At 68.7% G+C, this 20,974-nt stretch carries 15 protein-coding genes; 9 read left to right on the top strand and 6 right to left on the bottom strand.

Annotated features, from left to right (window positions below):
* The first annotated feature begins 31 nt into the window (after positions 1-31).
* A complete protein-coding gene (locus E8A74_RS41340; protein WP_136934632.1) occupies positions 32-1,504 on the top strand; it encodes a multicopper oxidase family protein in 1,473 nt (490 codons plus the stop codon).
* A gap of 111 nt (positions 1,505-1,615) precedes the next feature.
* Positions 1,616-3,370, top strand: a complete 1,755-nt coding sequence (locus tag E8A74_RS41335; RefSeq protein ID WP_136934631.1) for a vacuolar protein sorting-associated family 26 protein — start codon at positions 1,616-1,618, stop codon at positions 3,368-3,370.
* A gap of 354 nt (positions 3,371-3,724) precedes the next feature.
* On the opposite strand, the gene E8A74_RS41330 is transcribed toward E8A74_RS41335, so the two are convergent.
* Genes E8A74_RS41330 through E8A74_RS41320 form a run of 3 tightly spaced genes read right to left on the bottom strand, consistent with a single transcriptional unit; the run spans position 3,725 to position 6,520 of the window.
* Positions 3,725-4,993: a tetratricopeptide repeat protein gene (locus E8A74_RS41330; RefSeq protein WP_136934630.1), complete on the bottom strand. Its 1,269-nt coding sequence runs from the start codon at positions 4,991-4,993 to the stop codon at positions 3,725-3,727.
* A gap of 22 nt (positions 4,994-5,015) precedes the next feature.
* Positions 5,016-6,176: a collagen-like protein gene (locus E8A74_RS55720; RefSeq protein ID WP_269749924.1), complete on the bottom strand. Its 1,161-nt coding sequence runs from the start codon at positions 6,174-6,176 to the stop codon at positions 5,016-5,018.
* Positions 6,173-6,520, bottom strand: coding sequence for a hypothetical protein (locus E8A74_RS41320; RefSeq protein WP_232379976.1), 348 nt, complete (start codon positions 6,518-6,520; stop codon positions 6,173-6,175). Before E8A74_RS41320 ends, E8A74_RS55720 begins: the two co-directional genes overlap by 4 nt.
* A 100-nt stretch (positions 6,521-6,620) precedes the next feature.
* Between E8A74_RS41320 and E8A74_RS41315 the strand changes: the two genes are divergently transcribed.
* Both E8A74_RS41315 and E8A74_RS41310 read left to right on the top strand, forming a co-directional pair.
* Entirely contained in the window at positions 6,621-7,805 is a 1,185-nt protein-coding gene (locus E8A74_RS41315; RefSeq protein ID WP_136934629.1) for a hypothetical protein, read from the top strand.
* Complete coding sequence (locus tag E8A74_RS41310; RefSeq protein ID WP_276568026.1) at positions 7,802-8,920, top strand: metallophosphoesterase family protein; 1,119 nt, start codon at positions 7,802-7,804, stop codon at positions 8,918-8,920. Before E8A74_RS41315 ends, E8A74_RS41310 begins: the two co-directional genes overlap by 4 nt.
* 480 nt (positions 8,921-9,400) lie before the next feature.
* Here the strand turns inward: E8A74_RS41310 and E8A74_RS41305 are convergent, their stop codons facing one another.
* Positions 9,401-10,894 carry a short-chain fatty acid transporter gene (locus E8A74_RS41305; protein ID WP_136934628.1) on the bottom strand — a complete coding sequence of 498 codons (1,494 nt, stop codon included), beginning with the start codon at positions 10,892-10,894 and terminating at the stop codon, positions 9,401-9,403.
* Positions 10,895-11,332: 438 nt separating this feature from the next.
* On the opposite strand from E8A74_RS41305, the gene E8A74_RS41300 reads away from it, so the two are divergent.
* The 5 genes from E8A74_RS41300 to E8A74_RS41280 all read left to right on the top strand — a co-directional run bounded on the left by E8A74_RS41300 (position 11,333) and on the right by E8A74_RS41280 (position 16,410).
* A complete protein-coding gene (locus E8A74_RS41300; protein WP_136934627.1) occupies positions 11,333-11,701 on the top strand; it encodes a hypothetical protein in 369 nt (122 codons plus the stop codon).
* 305 nt (positions 11,702-12,006) lie between these two features.
* Positions 12,007-13,077 carry a hypothetical protein gene (locus E8A74_RS41295; protein ID WP_136934626.1) on the top strand — a complete coding sequence of 357 codons (1,071 nt, stop codon included), beginning with the start codon at positions 12,007-12,009 and terminating at the stop codon, positions 13,075-13,077.
* Positions 13,078-13,582: 505 nt separating this feature from the next.
* Positions 13,583-14,368, top strand: coding sequence for a hypothetical protein (locus E8A74_RS41290; protein WP_136934625.1), 786 nt, complete (start codon positions 13,583-13,585; stop codon positions 14,366-14,368).
* 58 nt (positions 14,369-14,426) lie between these two features.
* Positions 14,427-14,876, top strand: coding sequence for a VOC family protein (locus E8A74_RS41285; RefSeq protein WP_136934624.1), 450 nt, complete (start codon positions 14,427-14,429; stop codon positions 14,874-14,876).
* Positions 14,877-14,928: 52 nt separating this feature from the next.
* Entirely contained in the window at positions 14,929-16,410 is a 1,482-nt protein-coding gene (locus tag E8A74_RS41280; RefSeq protein WP_136934623.1) for a C39 family peptidase, read from the top strand.
* 178 nt (positions 16,411-16,588) lie between these two features.
* On the opposite strand, the gene E8A74_RS41275 is transcribed toward E8A74_RS41280, so the two are convergent.
* Both E8A74_RS41275 and E8A74_RS41270 read right to left on the bottom strand, forming a co-directional pair.
* Positions 16,589-19,690 carry an efflux RND transporter permease subunit gene (locus E8A74_RS41275; protein ID WP_136934622.1) on the bottom strand — a complete coding sequence of 1,034 codons (3,102 nt, stop codon included), beginning with the start codon at positions 19,688-19,690 and terminating at the stop codon, positions 16,589-16,591.
* A complete protein-coding gene (locus E8A74_RS41270; protein WP_136934621.1) occupies positions 19,687-20,880 on the bottom strand; it encodes an efflux RND transporter periplasmic adaptor subunit in 1,194 nt (397 codons plus the stop codon). The genes E8A74_RS41275 and E8A74_RS41270 overlap by 4 nt, the downstream gene beginning before the upstream one ends.
* Positions 20,881-20,974 lie beyond the last annotated feature (94 nt).

Genomic DNA, 20,974 nt, shown 5'->3' with positions numbered 1-20,974 from the left:
GTGAGGGGCTCGGCGGATGCTCGCTCCTGCGATGTCGAAGCTCCCTCTCGCCGCGCCCCGGAAAACACATCTCCCGCGCCGCCGAGCGCCGCTCGTGCTGCTCGGGCTCCTCGGCCTCGGCTGCGGTGGCCCGGACCCGGGTGCGCAGCCCGAAGGCTGGGATTCCGCGGTCGCCATGCGCCCCGCGACGGACCGAAACACCGACCCGAAGACCTTCGAGATGGACCTCGAAGCTCGCATCGAAGAGCTCGAGCTCGTCGCCGGCCTGAAGACGCCCGCGTGGACCTACGACGGCAGCATCCCCGGACCGTTCGTGCGGGCGAACGTGGGCGATCGGCTCATCGTGCATTTCCGCAACGCGCTGCCCGAACCGACGACGATCCACTGGCACGGGCTACGAATCCCCGCGGCGATGGACGGGGCGGCGGAGCACAGCCAGCCGGCGATCCAGCCGGGCGAGACGTTCACCTACGATTTCGTCCTGCCGGACGCGGGCCTCTTCTGGTACCACCCGCACGTCCATTCGGCCGCGCAGCTCGGCTTTGGCCTCTACGGCGCGCTGCTCGTCGACGACCCGACCGAGCCCGCCGATCTCGGCGACGAGCTCGTCCTCGTGCTCTCGGACATGGCGATCCGCGACGACGGCTCCCTCCAGGATCCGCAGACGGGCCTCGATTTCGGCACGCTCTTCGGACGCGAGGGCGATCTCTTGCTGGTCAATGGCCGGAAGAACCCGGTCATCCAGGCGCGCGCGGGCCGGCGGCAGCGGTGGCGGCTCGTGAATGCCGCGAAGAGCCGATATTTCCAGCTCGCGATGAAAGAACACACCTTCACGCGTATCGGCAGCGACGGCGGCTTCATGGAGAAGCCCGTCGAGTCCGCGGCCCTCGTGCTCGCGCCGGGCGAGCGCGCCGACGTGCTGGTCGTGCCCCGCGGCGCGCCGGGATCGACGTTCGCCGTGCGCTGGGTGCCCTATGATCGCGGCTATGGAACGACGTTCAACCGGCCCGAGGAGGAGGTCTTCCGGGTGCGCCTCACGGACGAGGCCGAGGTCACGGAGACGCCGCGGCCGAAGACGGATCGCGTGATCACGCCGCTGGATCTCGCGGGCGCGACGCCCATCACGCTCGACCTCACGCAAGGCGAGGTCGACGGCAAGATGGTAATGGGCATCAACGGCGTGCCCTCGTGGGAAGCCGTGCCGGTCCCGGCCATGGTGGGCGAGACGCAGGTGTGGACCGTAAAAAACACGATGGACTTCGACCACCCATTCCATTTGCACGGCTTTTTCTTCCAACCACTCGACGCGTCGCTCGCCCCGATCCACCCGATGGAGTGGAAGGATACGGTCAACGTCCCCGTCGACGGCACGGGCCGCTTCGCCGTGCGGTACGACGATCGGCCGGGGATGTGGATGTTTCATTGCCACATCCTCGATCACGCCGACGCCGGGATGATGGGCATGCTCGATTTGCAAGGCGGATCCGGGCATTCCGCGCACTGACGGGTCGGCTGCCGGGGGGCGCCACGTTATGCCCGCGGACGTTTCCGTGGCCGGGCCCGCGCCCTCGACCTTGTGCCCCCGCCCTCTCCTCGTGGATGATGGCTCGCCCTGATGCGCAGCCGCCCCGACGTCACCGTGTACCTCGACCCCGCCGAGCCGACCGCCGGCGACACGCTCCGCGTTCACGTCCACCTGAAATCCAAGACCGAGACGCCCTTCGACGCGATCGACGTCGAGCTCGTGGGCCGCGAGTCGCGCTACAAACGCACGTCCTCCAGCGGCAAGACCCGCACCCGCAGATACCATCGCCGCGAGATCGTGCGGCTCGGGAAGCGTTTTCCCGCAGGCGTCCTCCAGCCGGGGACCTTGGACCAGGCGATCGATTTCCCCCTCCCGCACGGCCTCCCGCCCACCTACCGCAGCGGATACAGCACGATCGAGTACGAGATCTCCGTCCACGTGCACATCCCGTGGTGGCCCGATCGCCACGAAACGTACGTCATCCCGATCCGCGTGCCGACCACGCGGGCCGCGCCCCCCGAGCCGCGCGTGTTCACGAGCCAGGCCGGCGAACACCGCGGCGAAGACCCCGTGATCGAGCTCTCCCTCGAAGATCAACGCCTCCCCGTCCACGGCAGCCTCACGGGCGCCATCGCGCTGACGGGCCTCGGCGATCGCAAGCTCCGGCGCATCGAGCTCGCCACGAGCGCGATCGAGACCGCGCTCGTGACGAGCACCGCCGGCCCCGCCGAGGTCGACCGACGCACGTGGACCCTCTTCGAAGGCACGCCCGAGGAAGGCACCTCGATCCCCTTCCGCATCGGCATCCCCGCCGAGCTCGTGCCGACCTTTCACTCCCCGTTCATCCGCGTCGACTACGCGCTCGAGGTCGTCGCCGTCGTGGCCTTCGGCCGTGATCTCTCCCTGCGCGTGCCCGTCGCCGTCGAGCGCCAGAAAGGCCTACGCAAGCCCGCAAAAGGCCTGCCGCTCGTCGGCAAACAACGTCACCTCTCCGTCTGGCGCGCAGCCGCCGAGGCCATCCGCGCCGCCGGGGCCACGGTCGTCGACTTCGATCCCGAGCAGGCCGTGCTCGTCCTCGACGTACGAGGCATCCGCATCGAGGTGACCGAAGAGCATCGCGAGGGCCTCGGCCCGTGCGTCGTCGCCGAGCTCTCGTTCCCCGCCCTCGGCCTCGATCTGCGCCTCGCCGAACGGCGCTGGACCGATTTCGGCGCAAAGCTGCCCGGCCTGGACAAACGCCTCGCGAAGCGCTTCACGGTGCGGGCGCGCGAGGCCGTCCAGGCCGCCCGCCTGCTCAGCGCCGAGGTGCACGAGGCCCTCGACGTCTTCGACGAGGCCGCCCTCGACGACGAACACACGGTGGTCGTGCAGAAAGGCGGCGTCTACCAGGTCGCAGGCCTCGAGCGCTTCCTCGCGCGTGCCCAGTTGCTCGCGCACCGCCTCGCGATCGCGATCGCCACGTTGCCCCCGCCCGCCGCGCTCGCGCCGGCCCTGCCCGCCTTCCAGCACTTCGCCGCGCAGCGCGGCGCGCGCCTCCGGGTCGGCGATCTCGCGGTGGAAAACTTCTCCCGCGCAGGGATCCCCCTGTCGCTCGATCACCGCTGGGAGGGCGAGCGCCCAGCCGAGAGCCGGCTCTGGTCGCCGCGGCCCGAGCGCGAGCTTCCAGCCTCGTGGAGCGCGACGCTCACCAAAGCCACGGGGCGCGAGCCCCTGCTCGAAGAGACACGCCTCGGCGTTCGTTTGCCGCTCGTGCAGGACCCCGAGGAGATGCTCGCCACGGCCGACGCGTTCGCCGCCGCGGTCGCCGCGCTCGCGGGCGCGACGAGCCTCGGGCCCTATCGCTGAGGGAGAACCGGGGTTTTACCCCGGACCCCGACCAGGGGTTGTCCACCCCTGGACCCGGACCAGCCAGGGGCTGGACCCAGGCTCGATGAACCGCGCTCCGCGCAGTTCATCGAACAGGCCCGGTCAAGACCGGCAACGGCGTCGCCAACCAAGACAGCCGCGCTGCGGGTTCTGCTGGCAACCTGGCTTCTTCGTCGGCCTGTTTGAAAAACTGCGCGGAGCGCAGTTTTTCAACCCTCGGTCCAGGCTGTGCCTGGTCCGGGGTCGAGGGGGCGGACAGCCCCCCGCGGGGTCCGGGGCAGAGCCCCGGCACGGCGCTTCCGGTGCATCGGCTCGGGTTGCGGCTGCACCCGCTCAGGGCGCGGGCGTGGGAGACCGCGCGGCTCGTTCGAGGGCGGCGAGCTCGATGCGGTGCAAGAGATCCACGCTCCGCGCGTCCCCAGGCGTGGCCTCGACGAGCTTGCGCGCATGGTGCTTCGCTTCCTCGAAGATCCCAAACCGCAGCGTCAACAGCGCGAGGTTCCGGCGCGCAGCCGTCAGGCCCGGATCGGCGCGTAGCGCGGCGAGGTAACGCTCCCGGGCACGGTTGTAATCGTTCTTCTTGTCCGCGATGATCCCCAGGTCGAAGAGCGCCTCCGCGTCGTTCGGGGCTTCCTTCGGGATCGGCGCGAGGACCTTCTCCGCGCCGTCGAGATCGTTCTCGCGGATGAGCAGCGCGCCGAGCAGGACGGCCGCGTCACGACCGGCCCCTCCCTCGAACGCCCGCCGAGCGGACGCGACCGCCTCCGCCGTCCGACCTTGCTGATCGAGCGCCAGCGCGAGCCCGTAGTCGAGCAGCGGCTCGCGCGCGTCCACGAGCGCCGCGCGCGCGACCTCCTCGGCCCGCTTCCCCTCGCCGTTCGTGGCGAGCGTGGCGGCGAGCGCGGCCTGCGCGAGCGCATCGGCCGGGCACCTGCCCGCGGCGTCCTGCGCGGCTTCGAGCGCGCGCGGCATGTCCCGGAGGTGAAGCACGACGAACGCACGGCGCGAGGCGCAGGCGCAGCTCGCGGGCTTCAGCGTGAGACACCGATCGACGACGGCGAGCGCAGCCGCGTGATCCCGCGCCCGCGCCTGGGGCTCGGTGATCACGTCGAGGGCGCGCCGCGCGTCGCCGTCGCGGAGCACGGTCTGCCACCACATCTGCGGCGTCGAAAAGAGCCACTCGGCCGACGCGCCGAAGAGCACGAGGCCGAGGGCCACGACGGCGGACGCGACGAGCCGCGCGTTCCTGCGCGGAGCCACGATCCCCGCGCACGCGGCGAGCCCCGCCCACAGGGGCACGGCGACGAAGAGCACGCCGCGGCCGAGCGGCGCGCGAGGGCCGCGGAAGTACGCGCCGACGACGAGGGACGCGACAACCGAGAGGACGAGCGCGACCGCGGCGATCCTCGCTTCGGGCGAGCGGACGCGGGCGGCGAGGCGAAGCGCGCCGAGCACCACGGCCGCGAGCACCACGGCCGCGACGAGGGCGCCCCCGATCGAACCGGAGCCGGGCTCGGGCGCGAAGAGCGGCGGCGCGATCGCGAGGGCGAACGCGTGCGCCGCGCGCGTGACCGTGTCTACGAGGATCGAGAGGATGGACACGACGAACGAGGACGCCCGTCGCTCAGTTGGTCACCATGACCCAGCCGTTGATCGCGTCGTTCGAGTTCAGCGAGATCGCGGAGACGTTCCGCACGCAGAACCCGACGCTGTACGTCCCTACCGCGAGGCCCGACACCGTGCCGGCGGCGGCGAACGGAGCGCGCGCCGAGATGCTCGCCGTGGTCGTGTACGAGGTCGGGTAGAACGGGATGATCTGACCTCCGGAGGCCTGGTAACAGAGGCCAAAGCCGACCGACGTGGCCGTCCCCGAGCTCGACCCGAGGATGGCCACCGCCGAGCCCGTGATCCGTTGCCCGGCCGCGACGACGTTCACGCTCACCGGCGTCGCCGCCCACGCGAACACGAGCGAGCTCCCGTTCACGGAAATGCCCGGCGCATCGAGGCTCCGGACCGATACGACGCCCGTCTCGCCCTTCGGACCCTGCGGACCGATCCCGCCCGTCTCGCCCTTCGGACCCTGCGGACCGGTCGCGCCCGTCTCGCCCTTCGGACCCTGCGGACCAGTCGCGCCCGTCGCGCCCGTCGCGCCCGTCGCGCCTTTCGCGCCCGTAGCGCCCGTCTCGCCCTTCGGACCCTGCGGACCGGTCGCGCCCGTCGCGCCCGTCGCGCCCGTCGCGCCCTTGGCACCGGCCGCGCCCGTCGGACCCACGGGACCTTGCGGCCCCATGGGACCCATGAGCCCCGTCGGATCCCCGACCCACTTGCCCGTGCTGTCGATCACGAGGGTGTCGCCGACCCAGACCGACGTCGGATGAATGTCGCCGATCGCGTCCCCCGCGACCATCGCGTAGGGCACGCTTTGCACGGGGGATCGCGGCGTCATCTCGGGATCGCTACCGACCTTGATGCCGAGATACCGCACCGAGCCGTCGAAGACGTTCTTGTCGAAGGCCGTGACCGTCCCGAGGTTCGCCGAGAAGTACCCCTCCTCGAACGTGATGTCGTGCGACTCGGTCCAGATCGGATCGGCCGCCGCGGGATCGGCGTAGAGCGCGAACGTCACCTGGAGCGTGCCATTCACCGGGGCATTCTTTTCGTCGTAGAGCCGGCCCTGCTGGGTGATGGTCTGCGGCACCGCGGCCTCTGCGACGGCGGCGCCGGCAGAGAGCGCAAAAGCGACGGCCGAAGCCGAGATCAGGCGCGTGATCATCCCGTTGCTCATGGCAAGCTCCCGTTCGCTCCAATGAGGCCGCCCTGCATCCGATAGCTGGGCGATGTCGTCTTCGTCTGGTTCTGCGTCGGCTGCCCGAGCGTGAAGACCATCTTGTAGCTCGGGCTCCTCACCACGTTGCCGGCGCTCACGGTGTCCGTGCCGGGAGGCCCTGGCGGGACGGGAGGGCTTCCTCCGTCGCCGCCCGTGCCGCCGTCGCCGCCCGTGCCGCCGCCACCACCGCCGCCGCCCGTACCGGCTGTGGATCCGGTCGGCGTGGTGGACGACCCGTCGCCGCCGCACGCCGCCATCCCCAAAAGGAGCAGCGCTGAGAGATACAGAGCCCCGTATTTCATCCGGTTCATGGATGGCCTCGCGGTGGTACGCCTCCGAAGAGCATTAAACAGCCGTTCAGGCTGGAAAGACAAGCTCGAATTTCAGCTAAGCTCTGCGATCGTGACAGGCTTCATCGCTTCCTCGAGGCGGCCTTCGATACCCGGACCGGCCCTCGCAGCCGCCGCCTTCCTCTTCCTTCCCGCGCTCCCTGCCGCTGCCGACGAGGCCCCGCGGAACGCCGACGCGCCGGCCGCCACGAAAGCCCAGGCCGCCGGCGAACCCAAGGCCCCGCCGAATCCGCCTCCAAGCAGCGGCCGCAAAGCCCTCGCCGTCGCCGGCTCCTTCGTCCCCGGCGCGCTCGTGCATGGCACGGGGCACCTCGTCCTCGGCCATACCCGCACCGGCCTCGTGCTCCTCGGCGCCGAGGGCCTCGGGGCGGGGCTCATCGTCGCCGGGCTCGGCGGCGCGGCCGCGACCGGCGCGACGCGCAGGTTCATCGGCCCGATCATCCTCGGCACCGTCACCGGCGCCGCGGTTTTTTTCCTCTCGGCCCTCGCCGACATTTACGGCGTCCTCGCGCCCGAAGGCGGCACCGGCAGCCCCCCGGTCTCTTTGCCCTCGGTCGAGACCCAGCTCGGCGTCATGTTCGTCCATGACCCGAACTTCGCCTACAACGCCTTCCTCACGCCCGGCGCCGACCTCCGCGCCGGCTCGGTCCGCCTCTCGGCCCTCGGCTACTTCGCGCTCGACGACACGAACGCCCGCACCCGCATCTCCGCCGCGTATCGCTTCTTCGGCCCCCGCACCTCGACGAGCGAACGCGCGCGCGACGGCTCGTACTTCGACATCGAGGTCGCCCTGACGAACCACAGCTACGGCACCGAGGGGTTTTCGGTGACGACGGGCGAGGTGAACCTCCTCGGCCGGCTCGACCTCGCCCGCATCGGCCCCACGTTGCGCGGCTCCTTCGCCGAGCTCGGCCTCGGCCTCGCGTATGCCGCGCATCGGTACCCCGGCATCGGCGTCGAGGCGAACGATCTCCTCACCCCACGTATGGCGTTCGGCATGTACCTCGGCCACAGCGGATACCCCCGCGGCGAGGCCATGGCCTATTACGAACACCGCCACGACGGCTTCGCCGGCGGGCTGAAGAACCCTGGCCTCGGCAGCGGCATCGCTGGACATTTCGGGGCGCAGACCCGGCTCTTCTTCTCGCCTCGCTGGGGAGCGCTCTTCGACGTGCAGGGCGGCTCGGCGCTCGTCGGCCGCGCCTCGCTCCTTTTTCGGTATGGAGGGAACCCGTGAAGCCCATCGCCTCGTTTTTCGCCGTGCTCCTCGTCGCGTCCGCCGCGCCGCTCTTCGCCTCTTGCCTCGATGTCGCCGAGGGCCGCGCCCGCCGGGATCTCGACATCGGCCGCGCCTCGCAGGGCGCCGTCCGCGTCGACGTCGCCGAGGGCCTCGCCGCCGTTCGCCGCCTCGGCCCGCGCGAGCTTCATCTCTGGGCCTCCGCGCCCACGCTCTCGTTCCGTTTGACCACGGGCGCCGCCGAGGGGGGCGCCTGGGACGTTCGCATCGAAAACCTCCTCCCCGACGCGGAGCTCGTCGCCGCCACGAAGGCAGGCGCGCCCCTGCCTGTCGAAATCGTCGCCGCGCCCTTCCCCACCGAGCGCACCTTCCGCCTCGATCTCCCCGCGAACGAGGAGATCACGCTCTCGCTCGCCGCGCCCGATCGGGCCTTGCTCGACCCGTGGCGGTTTGCCGTCTTCGCCGACGTCCAGGAGGCCATCGGCGACGTCCAGGACATTTATTCGAAGATGAACACGACGCCTGGCATCCGCTTCGCGCTCATCAGCGGCGACCTCACCGCGCAGGGCACGCCCGAGCAGCTCGAAACGTTCCAGCGCGAGATGAAGACGCTCGTGTTCCCGTGTTACGCGACGCTCGGCAACCACGAGCTCGGCACGCGGGACGACCTCTACCACGAGTATTTCGGCCGCGGGAACTACACCTTCGATTTCCGGAGCGTGCGCTTCTCGATGATCGACTCGGCGAGCGCCACGCTCGATCCGCTCGTCTACACGTGGCTCGACGGCTGGCTCGAAGGGAGCCGCGACCGCTTGCACGTCGTCACGATGCACATCGTGCCGATCGATCCGGTCGGCTCACGCAATGGCTCGTTCGCGAGCCGGGCCGAGGCGGACAAGCTCCTCGCGCAGCTCGCCCGGGGCGGGGTCGACCTCACGTTTTACGGGCACGTCCACTCGTATTACGCCTTCGAGAACGCGGGCATCCCGGCGCACATCACGGGCGGCGGCGGCGCGATCCCGGAGCGGATGGATGGCATCGGCCGTCATTTCCTGACGGTCGACGTCCTGCCGCCCGGCAGGATCGAGCACGTGGCCATCGTTCGCGTCGATTGATCCCACGAACAAAAAGAAAAAGCGCCTACTCGACGGCGGGGGGGGGGAACCGGAGCAGGCGCTCGCGGAGGACTAGAGCAACCCGCGTACCAACCTCAGGAGCCCCCTGCTCCGCGAAGATCCACGCCGGATCGACCTTCCAACATCGCAACCTTGCAAGAAGGCGTTGCATCCGTGCGAGACGACCTCGCCTCCGCCACACATCGGCAATGCTGATCACATTGTCGAGCGATGGACAAAAAAGAGCGCCTACTCGACGGTGGGGGGGGACCGGAGCAGGCGCTCGCAGAGGACTAGAGCAACCCGCGGGCCAATGGAATCGATTCGATCTTTCCACGGCTTACGTGCGCCCTACCCCCCTCGAATCGCATCTCTGCAATGCACGGCGATCACTTCTGCATTCACAGAACGTGCCCATTGTCACACGGCGCAGGATGTCGACATGGAGGAACGGATTCGCGCGTCGCCGCATAAGGCCGTTCAGAGTGGATACGGTAGCGTCGCGCCGAGCACGGTCACGAGCAGAAGCACGACGGGCAAGAGCACGAGGAATACGATGAACGTGTAGCCCATCACGTCGCGCGCTTTGAGGCCGAACAGGCCGAGGATGGGCAGCATCCAGAACGGCTGCACCAGGTTCGCCAGCGCCTCGCCGAGATCGTAGACGGCCACCATCCAGCCGAGATGCACCTTCAGATCGTGCGCCGCCTGCATCACGTACGGCGCCTCGATCACCCATTTCGACCCCCCGCTCGGCACGAACACCCCGAGCACGGCCGAGTACACCGCCACGACCGCCGGGTACGTCCGAGGCGTCGAGAGCCCCACGAAAAAGCCCGCGATCGACTCGTTGAGATGCGTCTTGACGATCAGCGCCGCGATCCCCGCGTAGAACGGAAACTGCAAGATCACGCCCCACACGCCCGGCGTCGCCTCCTTCACCGCGCGCATCAGCCGCGCCGGCGTCCCGTGCAGGAGCACCCCGAGCGTCAGGAAGATCAGGTTCACCGTGTTGAGGTTCAACGCGTTGAGCCCCTGCCCGCTCGAAGCGAAGTACCCGACGAGGTACGCGCCCGAAAGAAGCACGAAGAGCACGCTCAGGAGGGGCGAATGTTCGAGCCACTCGCCCGGCGTCGCCTTGCGCGGCGGCTGGTCCGCTTCGAGCGGAGATCGACCCATATCGATCCCGAGATCCGCCGCGCTCCGCGCCCGCGCCGCGGACGGCGCGTACAGGTACACGAGCACCGTCACGAGGACGATCTCGATCCCGACGGACACGAGGCTCTGCCACAGGAAGATCGTGTCGGACAGCGGGATCACGCCGCCTGGCACCTTGCCACCGGCCTCCACGATCGCGCGCGTCGCCGGTTGCAGCGCGCTCGGCGTCGCCATCTGCAGGGCCGCGCTCCCGCTGAGCCCTTGCGCCCAGATGCTCCCGAGCCCGAGGAACGCGCTCGCGGCGACGGCGCGGTAATCGACGCCGCGCACGCGTCGCGCCGTCTCCTTCGCGAGCATCGCGCTGAAGATCAGCGAAAACCCCCAGTTGAACCACGACGACAGCATGGCGAACAGCGCCACCCACGCGATCGCCACCCGCGGCGAGCGCGGCACGGCGGCGAGCGCGCGGATCAGCCGATACACCGGCCGCGTCGTCGCGACGACGTAGCCTGTGATGATCACGAGCGACATCTGCAACGTGAACGGGATGAGCTCCCAGAACCCGCCGCCCCAGATCGCCGCGACCTCGGCCGCCGCGCTCGCCGCGCCCTGCTTCGACGACAGGCTCACCCACGCCGCGATCACCACGAGGAACGTGGCCACGAGCGCGAACACGAACGCGTCGGGGATCCACCGCTCGGCCCACGCCGTGAACCGCGCCGCGACCCGCTCGAGCGCGCCCGCGGGGGGATCTTCGTTGGTGGGCAGAGGCGCTTTGGGCTTTTCGAGGGAGCTCGGCAGCTCGGCACCGGACATGGGGGAAACCCTACCTCGTTCTGCGTGGGTCTACGCGCATGGTTCTGGCAAGGATGGCCTAGGCGTCGAGGAGGGCCTCGGGCTGGGTGACGCCCTCGACGAGGCGGACGACGAAAGCGCTGACCTGCCGGGGAAGGTCGAGGAGGTCGTGCGCGGCGGTCATGGGGCGAACGGGGAGCGGAGCGCTGGTCGGGGTGGGAATGTGAGGAGAACCTCGATAGCGGATCGGTATGCAAGGGTCGCGTCGAGGAACACCAGTTTGTGCTTGCAAGCCGGACCACGCCTCATGTAACGTATTCTATTTGTGCGGAGTCCGTATTTCCTTCGCTTTGGGTCATCCACATCCTGAGCGGCTTTTTGTCTCTGGATGGGACACCGAGGACCGGTGCGGGTCTGAGGCGAGGGGTATGGCTGCCGCCTCATGAAAAGGAGAGGATCATGTCCAGCAAATCGGAAAAGCCGCAGATCCACTTGGGAATCAAGGCGAAAGGCGACATTGCATTTTTCGTGGAGAGCGCGACTGCAAACCTCGGCGACGTACCAGGATCCGTGGGCGAGTACCGGGCGAAGACCCGATCGCTTCCGGTCCCGGAAGAGCTCGTCGCGCGCTTCGTGGACATTCGCGTGCGGGTGCGGACGATGGGGGGAAATGCGCAGCTCACGTTGTATGCCCATTCCTCGGCGCTGAAGAACGATCCGGAGACAAAAGATATCGATGAACGCTGGCGCATCATCGCGACCAAGATCGTGGGCACGACGCCCACGGTGCTGGAAGGCAGCTTCGATCCGCTGGAGCTCAAGGACTGATGCGCGCGCTGCTTTTTGCGGCGGGGCTCCTCCTCGCCTCGACTGGTGTTGCGAACGCTCAAGCTCCGGATGTCGGAGAAGCGCCGGAGCCCGACATCGTCCCGGGGATGCCTGACGAGGTGCTCCTCGGCATACCCGCCGACCGGCGCAGTCTGACCAAGGCAGGCGTCGACCCGGTCTCGACGATTCCCTCGCTGGGCCTCGCGCCGGATGTCGCAGCGCCGACGCTCGACGTCCTCGCGGCGTCGCTCCTCGTGAGCGAGAAAGGCGCTGCCATTCGCGGGGTCTTCGCCCCCTTCATCTTCTTGGACGAGCCGCCTCCGGTGGTCGCGGACACGCGGGTCGAAATTCGCGGCCAGTCCGACTTCGGCAAGCCCTGGGGGGTATCCGTATCGACGGGGTACAACAGGGTCACCGACCGGCTGCGAAAGCAGCTCGGCGGGAGTGTGGTGGCCAGGATCAAGGACAAGTGCAAGAACACCCTGACATCCGATGCTGAAACAAGGGTAAGGAAGGCGGCCGACGAACTCAGAGTCGCGCTGACGAAATTGAACCTCGAGGGTATGACCGTCCCGACCCTTGTAAACAAGGACGTGGACCGATACGTTCGCGAGCTGTACGTCACCTGGCAAAACACGAAGGTTACCCCGCAATCGGGCAAGGAGCAGCAGATAAAAGAAGCCGAAGCTGCTGCCAAGAAGCTCTACGAAACCACCGGATCAACACTGGAGGGAGCGCGGGGCGAATGCATCTACAAGGCCTACGCCCTCGAACGTATGACGGCAGCCTACTCCAACGGCTGGGCCATTCGCGTCGAGGGGAGCGTCGACTTCTTCCCGTACATCGAAGGGCCCAAGGTGAGCCCCAAGGAAGGCGAGCCGGCAGCGGAGCCGGTAAAGCACGGGATCGCGGGGTTTGGCGGGGCCGGTTCGCTGATCTGGTTCCCCAGCCGCAGCTCACGCGTGAGCGCCACGGTCTCGTACGGGGCGAAACGAGCGACCCCCAAGATCGACGCCCCGCAGCGCCGCATCGGTTTCCTCCTCGAGACGGCGCACAACTACGGCATCGGCGACATCGACGTGAGCGGCTTCCAGCGCGGCATCGCGTTCGGAGGCATGTTCGCCATGCAGCGCTGCCTGGAGGACGCAGGCTGCAACGATCCAGTGCCGTATTACGACGGGGCGATGACGGCGCGGACGTTGACGATCGGCGGCTTCATCGACGTCCGCGCCGCCGAGAAGCTCCAGCTCCGCGTGGGTCTCCCGTTCACCATCCACACGTTCGCCTCGCCGCCTCCCAACACCGAAGGGGGCGGCTTGCTCGCCTGGTCTTTCGCTCCAACGGTCGCCCTGTCGACGACGCAGTGGACGCTGTGATCCTGGTCGCTTCGTAGGCATTCCCCCGCAGCGACCTGCCGCGCCCCACCTGAGCCCAGCCGAGATGCCGCCGCCGAACGTCCTTTTTCATGGGCTCATCCATCCTCCATCACGTTTCCCCACGTCCCGCTCTCCCCTTCACGCGCCGCCTCCCCCCTGTCCCCTGCCGCCGGCCCTTCTTCCCCACGCCCCCTCCCTCGTCGCCGCGCCCGGCTCCCCTCTTCACCACGCCCGCCCTCGCCTCACCGCCCCTTCCCCGTCCCCCCGCCCGCGAACCTCGCGCCCCACCACCTCCCCGCGCTCTTCCCCGCCTGAACCTCGCCTCCCCGCGCCCCCCACCCCCCTCGCATCGCCGCTCCAACGCACCCACCGCCGTACCCCGGGTCACATTCTTTCACCACGAACCTCCCGCCTCGCCGTCTCCTTGCGTGATCTTTACGACCCTCTTTCTTGGATTCCTCCCGACACAAAGGTAGCGTATCCGTCCACCTCGGAGGCTCCCCCCATGACAGTCAAGGTCTCCCGCATGGTCGCGGACCGCGTCGCGATCACCAACACGGTCGTCGCAGCCATCCAGATACATGGCCCGAGCGTGGCGCCCGCCCTCGACGCGCTGCTCTTCCCAAACGGCGTGCCCCCCGGCATGACCATGGGTCACGTCGTCACGGCCCTCGGCCAACTGCTCGGTCGCATCACCACGAGCCTCGTCGAGGCCGATCAAGTCCATACCAACGAGCTCGCCGACGACGACGGCTATCGCAAGAGGCGCGAACAAACCATCGCCGACCTCCGAGGCCAGCTCTTCGCGCTGCGCACAGCCTTCACCAACAACTACGACGTCTCCGTCGCCGCCGCCTACGGCCTCGCCGTAGCCCTGCCCGACGACAACCAAAGCCTCATCCACACCGCCGGCAGCGTCGAAAAACTCCTCCGCACGCGCCCCCTCATCGAAAAACCCAAGATGAAGGGCCTCACCATCGATCCCCTGCTCACCGCCGACGATCTAAAAGCCGCAGCCGACGCCATGCAAAGCGCCCTCGGCGACGTCGAGCGCGAAAGACGCGAAGCACAGGCCACGCTCGACAAGAAAAACACCGAGCTCGAGACCTGGGGCCGTCGTTATCCCGCCATCGCGGATCTCGCCTCCCTGCTCTTCGTCCTCGCCGATCGCCAGGCCCTCGCCGACCGCGTCAAGCCCACCGCCCGCCGTCGCGCCGGCCTGCCCGAAACGGAGGACCTCCCCTCGGACGCGACCCCGCCCGCACCTGCGGCCCCCCCAGAGACCCCCTGACCGGCTTGCCAATCGGCCCATTTGTGCGTCACGATGCCTCCGAGGGGAGGCAACACCCATGGCCGTCCAACTCAACCACACCATCGTTCTCTCGCGCGACCGCGAGAAATCTGCTCATTTCCTGGCCGACATCCTTGGCCTCGTGGTGGCCAAACCGTTCGGGCCGTTCTTGCCTGTCGTCACCGCCAATGGCGTCACGCTGGATTTCATGACCGGCGGTAGCAACATCGCGATCCAGCACTATGCCTTCCTCGTCTCCGAGGAAGAGTTCGACGCGATCCTCGCCCGCCTCGTGCAGCAAAAGGTTCCCATCTGGGCAGATCCGCATGGCCGGCAGCCGGGCCGGATCAACCGCAATGACGGCGGCCGAGGCGTGTACTTCTTCGATCCCTCGGGGCATGGCCTGGAGGCCTTCACCCGCCCTTACGGCAGCGACCCGTCCACCGCGCTGAATGGCATCACGGAAGAGGTCCCAGGCGCCACGGTTTCGAGCGAATTCCCTCGCTGAACGATCCAAGCCTTGGGAACTTTGCGCGTCCAAGCACGTTCGGAGTCCCTCGATGCCCTCTGCTCGCCTCCTCGCCGTCCTCGCCCCGCTCCTCCTCCTCGCCTGTAGCCGCAGCTCCTCGCCTCCGCCGCCCGAGCAGGTCGCCTCTCCGGCTCCGCTTGGCCTCGCTCGTGTAGACCTCGCGAGTGTCCTCCTCGAAGGCATCCCGCACGTACGACAAAAGCCCGATTTTTGCGGCGAGGCTTGTGTCGCCATGGCGCTCGCGCGGCTCGGCCGCCCGCTCGATCAGGACGAGATCTTCGCGAGGACCGGCCTCGATCCGGCGCTCGGCCGCGGCGCGTACACCGCCGAGCTCAAGCGGGCCGTCGAGGCCGTCGGCTTCGACCCGGGACCCGTCTGGTACCGCATCGACGTCGTGAAGGCCGACGAGGCGCTCGGGGCCGAGCTCGCCGCGCTCCATGCCGATCTGCAGAAGGGCATCCCCTCGATCGTCTGCATGCATTACGACGAGAGCCCCACGACCACGGAGCATTTCCGCCTCGTCGTCGGCTACGACGCTTCGCGGGACGAGATCATCTATCACGAGCCCGCCAAGGACGCGGGCGGCTACCTCCGCATGTCGCGGGCGCGCTTCCTCTCGCTCTGGCCGCTCAAATCCAGCAAGGACGCGTGGACCGCGATCCGGCTGCGCCTCGCCCCGCGGGATCTCGAGCTCGCCAAGGCGACGCCAAGCAAGCCCGGGTTCTCCCCGGCCGATTACGCGCAAAAGGTGATGGAGGTCAAGGCGAAGACCGCGCGCCTGCGTGGCGACTTCACCGTCCTCGTCGAGCCTCCGTTCGTCGTCGTCGGCGACGGCCCCGAGGCCCGTGTGCGCAAGGGCGCCGAGGGCACCGTCCGCTGGGCGACCGAAAAACTCAAGAAAGACTATTTCGCCAAGGACCCGTCGCGGATCCTCGTCGTCTGGCTCTTCAAGGACCGACCGAGCTACGAGCGGAACGCGATCACGCTCTTCGGCGAGAGGCCGACCACGCCGTACGGGTATTACACCTCGAAGCATGGCGCGCTCGTCATGAACATCGCGACCGGCGGCGGCACGCTCGTGCACGAGATCGTGCACCCGTTCGTCGAGGCGAATTTTTCCGATTGCCCGCCCTGGTTCAACGAGGGCCTCGGCTCGCTCTACGAGCAGAGCGGCGAGGAGGACGGCCGGATCCACGGCTACACGAACTGGCGCCTGCGCGGCCTGCAATCAGCGATCGCGGAGAACCGCGTCCCCTCGTTCCGCGCGCTCACCGGGATGAACGACGAGGCGTTTTACGAGGGTGATTACGGCGTTCATTACGCCGCCTCGCGTTACCTCTTGTATTACCTCCAGGAGAAGGGCCTGCTCGTCCGGTATTACCACGAGTTCCACGCGAACCGCGAGAAGGACCCGACGGGCTACGACACCCTCCGCCGCGTGCTCGGCGAGGAGGACATGGCGGCCTTCAAGAAGCGCTGGGAGACCTACGTGCTCGGTCTCTCGTTCCCGTGAGGCGGGCGCGGAAGCGCGACGGCCTTGGTGGGCAACGCCGCTGCCGGTCTTGACCGGGCCTGTTCGATGAACTGCGCATTGCGCAGTTCATCGAGCTTGGGTCCAGCCCCTGGCTGGTCCGGGTGCAGGGGCGGACAGCCCCTGCTGGGGCCTGGGGCAACGCCCCAGCGAATCGGCCTCACGCGAGCCGCCGCGCCCGCCGCTCGGCGAGCGCCTCGCGTGCTCGCTTCTCGGCCGCGTCGAGGTACGTGTAAATCACCGGCGTGATGTAGAGCGTGAGGAGCTGCGACACCACGAGCCCGCCGACGACTGCAATGCCGAGCGGCCGCCGTGACTCGGCGCCCGCGCCGAACCCGAGCGCGATTGGCAAGCTGCCTGCGAGCGCCGCCATCGTGGTCATCATGATCGGCCGGAAACGAATGCGCGCCCCGAGCACGATCGCCTCCGCCGCGGGCTTTCCGTCGCGCCGCTCCGCCTCCAGGGCGAAATCGATCATCATGATGGCGTTCTTTTTGACGATCCCCACGAGCAAGAGGATCCCGACGAACGAATACACGTTGAGCTCCTGGCCGAGGACGAGCAGCGCGAGCAGCGCCCCGAACCCCGCCGAGGGCAACCCCGAGAGGATCGTGATCGGGTGGACGAAGCTCTCGTAGAGGATCCCGAGCACCACGTAGATCACCAGAATCGCGAGCAGGAGCAACATCCCCAGGTTGCCGACCGATTCCCGGAAGACCTGGGCGCTGCCGAGGAACTGCGTCCCGAGGGTGTCCGGCAATCGCTCCCGCGCGAGCGCCGACACGCGCGCGACCGCCTCGCCGAGCGGCGCGCCCGGGGCGAGGTTGAAGGAGATCGTCACCGAAGGCAATTGCCCGAGGTGATTGACGCTGAGCGGGCCTGCGCCCTCCTCCGTCCGCGAGACGGCCGCGAGCGGCACGAGCTCGCCGCTGGTCGAGCGCACGTACAGGAGCCCGAGCGCGCTCGGATCCTGCGTGAAGCGCCGATCGAGCTCCAGGATCACGCGATACTGGTTCGTCGGCGCGTAAATCGTCGAGACCTGCCTGCCTGCATACGCCGAGAAGAGCGCCTCCTCGATGCTCTGCGCCGACACGCCGAGCGTCGCCGCGCGGTCCCGATCGATGACGAGTGTGGCCTCGGGCGTCCTTCGTTCGAGATCACTCGTCACGTCGATGAGCCCCGGGATCCCGCGCATCGCCTGTTCGAGATCCGTCGCCGCGTCGTAGAGCTCGTCCACGTCCGCGCCCGTCAACGTGAATTGATAGAGGGACCGCGTGAGCTGGCCGCCGAGGCGAATGGGCGGCGGGTTCTGGAGGAACACCTCGAGCCCCGGGATCTTCGCGAGCTCGGGCCGTAGCTCGGCGATGATGGCCTCGGGTTTCTTGCCGCCGCGCTCGTCGCGATCCTTCAAGCGAATGAAGAGCCGGCCCGTGTTGCCCGCTCCGCTCGGCCCTCCGGCGCCGTAGCTCGACATCACCGACGAAACGCCCGGATGCGCGCGCACGATGGCCGCCGCCGCCGCTTGGTAGCCGCGCATCGCCTCGAACGACGTCCCCTGCGCGGCGCGCGTGAGCGCGAAGATCTGCCCCGTGTCCTCGCTCGGAAACAGGCCCTTCGGCACGATCACCGCGAGCACGATCGTCCCCGCGAAGAGCACGAACGAGGCCATCAGCGTCGCGAACCGGTGCCGCAGCACGAAGCCGAGGCTTTTCGCGTATGCGCGATCCATGCGCCCCGACGGGCCTGCGTGTGGATCGTCTTTCGTTTCGGGCGCGCTTGCGTTCTTCAACCGCAAGAACCGGCTCGCCAGCATGGGCGTGAGGAACAACGAGACCACGCCCGAGACGAGGATCGCGATGCTCATGGTCACGGCGAACTCGCGGAGCAGCCGGCCCACGATCCCGCCGAGAAAAAGCACGGGCACGAACACCGCGACGAGCGAGGTCGTCATCGACACGACCGTGAAGCCGATCTCCCCCGCGCCGTCGAGCGCGGCTTTGAGCGGGGGTTTCCCCATTTCGAGGTGCCGGAAGATGTTCTCCAGGACGACGATCGCGTCGTCCACGACGAACCCGACACAAAGGGTGAGCGCGAGGAGCGAGAGGTTGTCGAGGCTGTAGTCGAGCGCCCACATCCCCGCGAACGTGCCGATGAGCGAGACGGGGAGCGCCACGCTCGCGACGATCGTGGAGCGCAGGTCGCGCAAGAAGATGCCGATGACCAGCACGACGAGCCCGATCGTGACGAGCAACGTGTGCTCGACGTCGGCGACCGATTCACGGATCGAGATCGACCGATCGTAAAGGGTCGCGACCTCGACCGAGGCCGGGATCTCGGCGCGGAGCGCGGGCAGGAGCGCGCGCACGGCGTCGACCACGGCGACCGTGTTCGTCCCCGGCTGGCGCTGGATCGCGAGGACGATCGCCCGCTTGCCGTCGTAATGGCTCGCGACCCGATCGTTCTCGACGCTATCCGTGACCGTGCCGAGCTCCTCCAGTCGGATGGGCGCGCCCTCGCGATAGGCCACGATGATCGGCCGGAACGCACTCGCCCGGTAGAGCTCGCCGCTCGCCTGCACCACGTACGTGCGCGCGGGCCCTTCGAGCACGCCCGTCGGCAAATTCACGTTCTCCCGCGCGACGGCGGCGGCGACCTCGTCGATGCCAATCTCGCGCGAGGCGAGCGCCTGCGGGTCGAGCCGGATGCGCACGGCGTATTTCTGCGAGCCGTAGACGAGGACCTGCGCGACGCCGCGGATCATCGAGATGCGCTGCGCGATCGTGGTCTCGGCATATTCGGAGACCTCCGACAGGGGCAACGTCTCGGCGTGCAGCGCGAGGTACATGATGGGCTGCTCCGCCGGGTTGACCTTTTGAAAGCTCGGCGGCGCCGGCATGTTGGGCGGCAGATCCCGCGCCGCGCGGGAGATCATCGATTGCACGTCGAGCGCCGCCGCGTCGATGTCGCGCGAGAGGTTGAACTGGAGGACGATCTGCGTGGTGCCGAGGCCCGACGTCGACGTCATCGAGTCGATGCCCGCGATGGTCGAGAACTGCCGTTCGAGCGGGGTCGCCACCGCCGCGGCCATCGTCTCCGGGCTCGCGCCCGGGAGCGACGCGCTCACCTGGATGGTCGGAAAATCGACATTCGGCAGATCACTGACCGGGAGCGCGCGAAAACCCGCGATGCCGAAGATCACGATGGCCAGCATCGAGAGCGTGGTCATCACGGGCCGCAGGACAAAAGGCCGGGAGACGTTCATCGCGCCTCCACGCCCGGCGCCGGCGCCGCGCCCGCTGCGCTCCCCGGGCCTTCGCCCACGATCGTCACCTTCGCGCCCGGCTGAATGCGCAATTGCCCATCGGTGACGACGCGCTCGCCGCCCGTGAGCCCCGATTGCACGAGGATCCGCCCGCCGGCCACGCGTTCCCCCACCTGCACGGGCCTCATCTGCGCGGCCTCATCCGCGCCGACGACGAAAACAAACGTACCCGCCGGCCCGGTTTGCAGGGCCTCGGACGGGATCACCACCGCGCCCTCGCGCACGCCGAGCCGCACGGTCGCCTGCACGAATTGCCCCGGCCAGAGGGTGCGTGAAGTATTTTCGAAGGTCGCGCGCAGGCGCAAGGTCCCGGTCGCGCGATCGATCGTGCTGTCGATGAACGAGAGCGTCCCCTCTTCGCCAGGGTTCGGGGCCCCCGCGTCGCCCGACGGCGCCGCCGCGGCGGAGACGGGCAGCGGCCCGGAGGAATTCGCCATCGCCTGCTGCAAGGTCGGCACGCTCGCCTCGGGAATGGCGAACGAGACGAACGCCGGCGCGAGGCGGACAATCTCGACGAGCACCGTCTCATTGGCCCGCACGAGATTGCCCTCGCGCACGAGGATGCTCCCGGTCCGCCCGGCCATGGGGGCACGAATCGTCGTGTATTCGAGATCGAGCCGCCGCGCGACCATGGCCGCGCGAAACGCGTCGACCGCCGCTGCCGCGGCCCGCGCCTCGGCGCGCCGGAGCTCGGCGTCCTGCCGGCTCGCCACGCCCTCTCTCGCGAGCTCTTCGTATCGATCCGCCTGCGCCGCCGCATTCGCCGCTTGCGTCCGGCTCCGCTGCAAGTTCGCCTCCGCCTCGCGCAAGGCGACCTCGAACGGCCGCTTGTCGAGGACGAAGAGCACGTCCCCCTCGGCCACATCCGCGCCCTCCTGGAATTTCACGGCCGTGACGAGCCCAGTCACCCGCGGCCGCAACGAGACGCGCGCCGAAGGTTCGACCGTGCCAATGGCAGAGAGCTCGATAGGCACGTTCGCCACGTCCGAAAATGCCACGCGGACCGGCGGTCTCGGCGGTTCAGCGGGCCCTTTCCGCTCGCGCGAGCAAGCAGGCCCGAGGACGAGGATCGCGAGGACGAGCAAGAACGCTCGCATTCGCGCGGCGTCGATCGGATGGAGGAAGATCACGGCTCGCACGGAGTCCGATGCCACGCAGGACGATTTCGGTGCGCGGCCGGGCGAGCGCGTCGGGCGGATCGCTGGGGCTTTGCCCCAGACCCCA

Source organism: Polyangium fumosum (assembly GCF_005144585.1).
Lineage (GTDB): Bacteria > Myxococcota_A > Polyangia > Polyangiales > Polyangiaceae > Polyangium > Polyangium fumosum.
This window is presented reverse-complemented; position numbering and strand designations above follow the sequence as displayed.

Excerpts from the sequence above, each read along its gene's own strand:
- E8A74_RS41275 (WP_136934622.1), bottom strand. The coding sequence starts at position 19,690 with ATGAACGTCTCCCGGCCTTTTGTCCTGCGGCCCGTGATGACCACGCTC.
- E8A74_RS41320 (WP_232379976.1), bottom strand. The coding sequence starts at position 6,520 with ATGAAATACGGGGCTCTGTATCTCTCAGCGCTGCTCCTTTTGGGGATG.
- E8A74_RS41280 (WP_136934623.1), top strand. The coding sequence starts at position 14,929 with ATGCCCTCTGCTCGCCTCCTCGCCGTCCTCGCCCCGCTCCTCCTCCTC.
- E8A74_RS55720 (WP_269749924.1), bottom strand. The coding sequence starts at position 6,176 with ATGAGCAACGGGATGATCACGCGCCTGATCTCGGCTTCGGCCGTCGCT.
- E8A74_RS41290 (WP_136934625.1), top strand. The coding sequence starts at position 13,583 with ATGACAGTCAAGGTCTCCCGCATGGTCGCGGACCGCGTCGCGATCACC.
- E8A74_RS41285 (WP_136934624.1), top strand. The coding sequence starts at position 14,427 with ATGGCCGTCCAACTCAACCACACCATCGTTCTCTCGCGCGACCGCGAG.
- E8A74_RS41305 (WP_136934628.1), bottom strand. The coding sequence starts at position 10,894 with ATGTCCGGTGCCGAGCTGCCGAGCTCCCTCGAAAAGCCCAAAGCGCCT.
- E8A74_RS41335 (WP_136934631.1), top strand. The coding sequence starts at position 1,616 with ATGCGCAGCCGCCCCGACGTCACCGTGTACCTCGACCCCGCCGAGCCG.
- E8A74_RS41300 (WP_136934627.1), top strand. The coding sequence starts at position 11,333 with ATGTCCAGCAAATCGGAAAAGCCGCAGATCCACTTGGGAATCAAGGCG.
- E8A74_RS41340 (WP_136934632.1), top strand. The coding sequence starts at position 32 with ATGTCGAAGCTCCCTCTCGCCGCGCCCCGGAAAACACATCTCCCGCGC.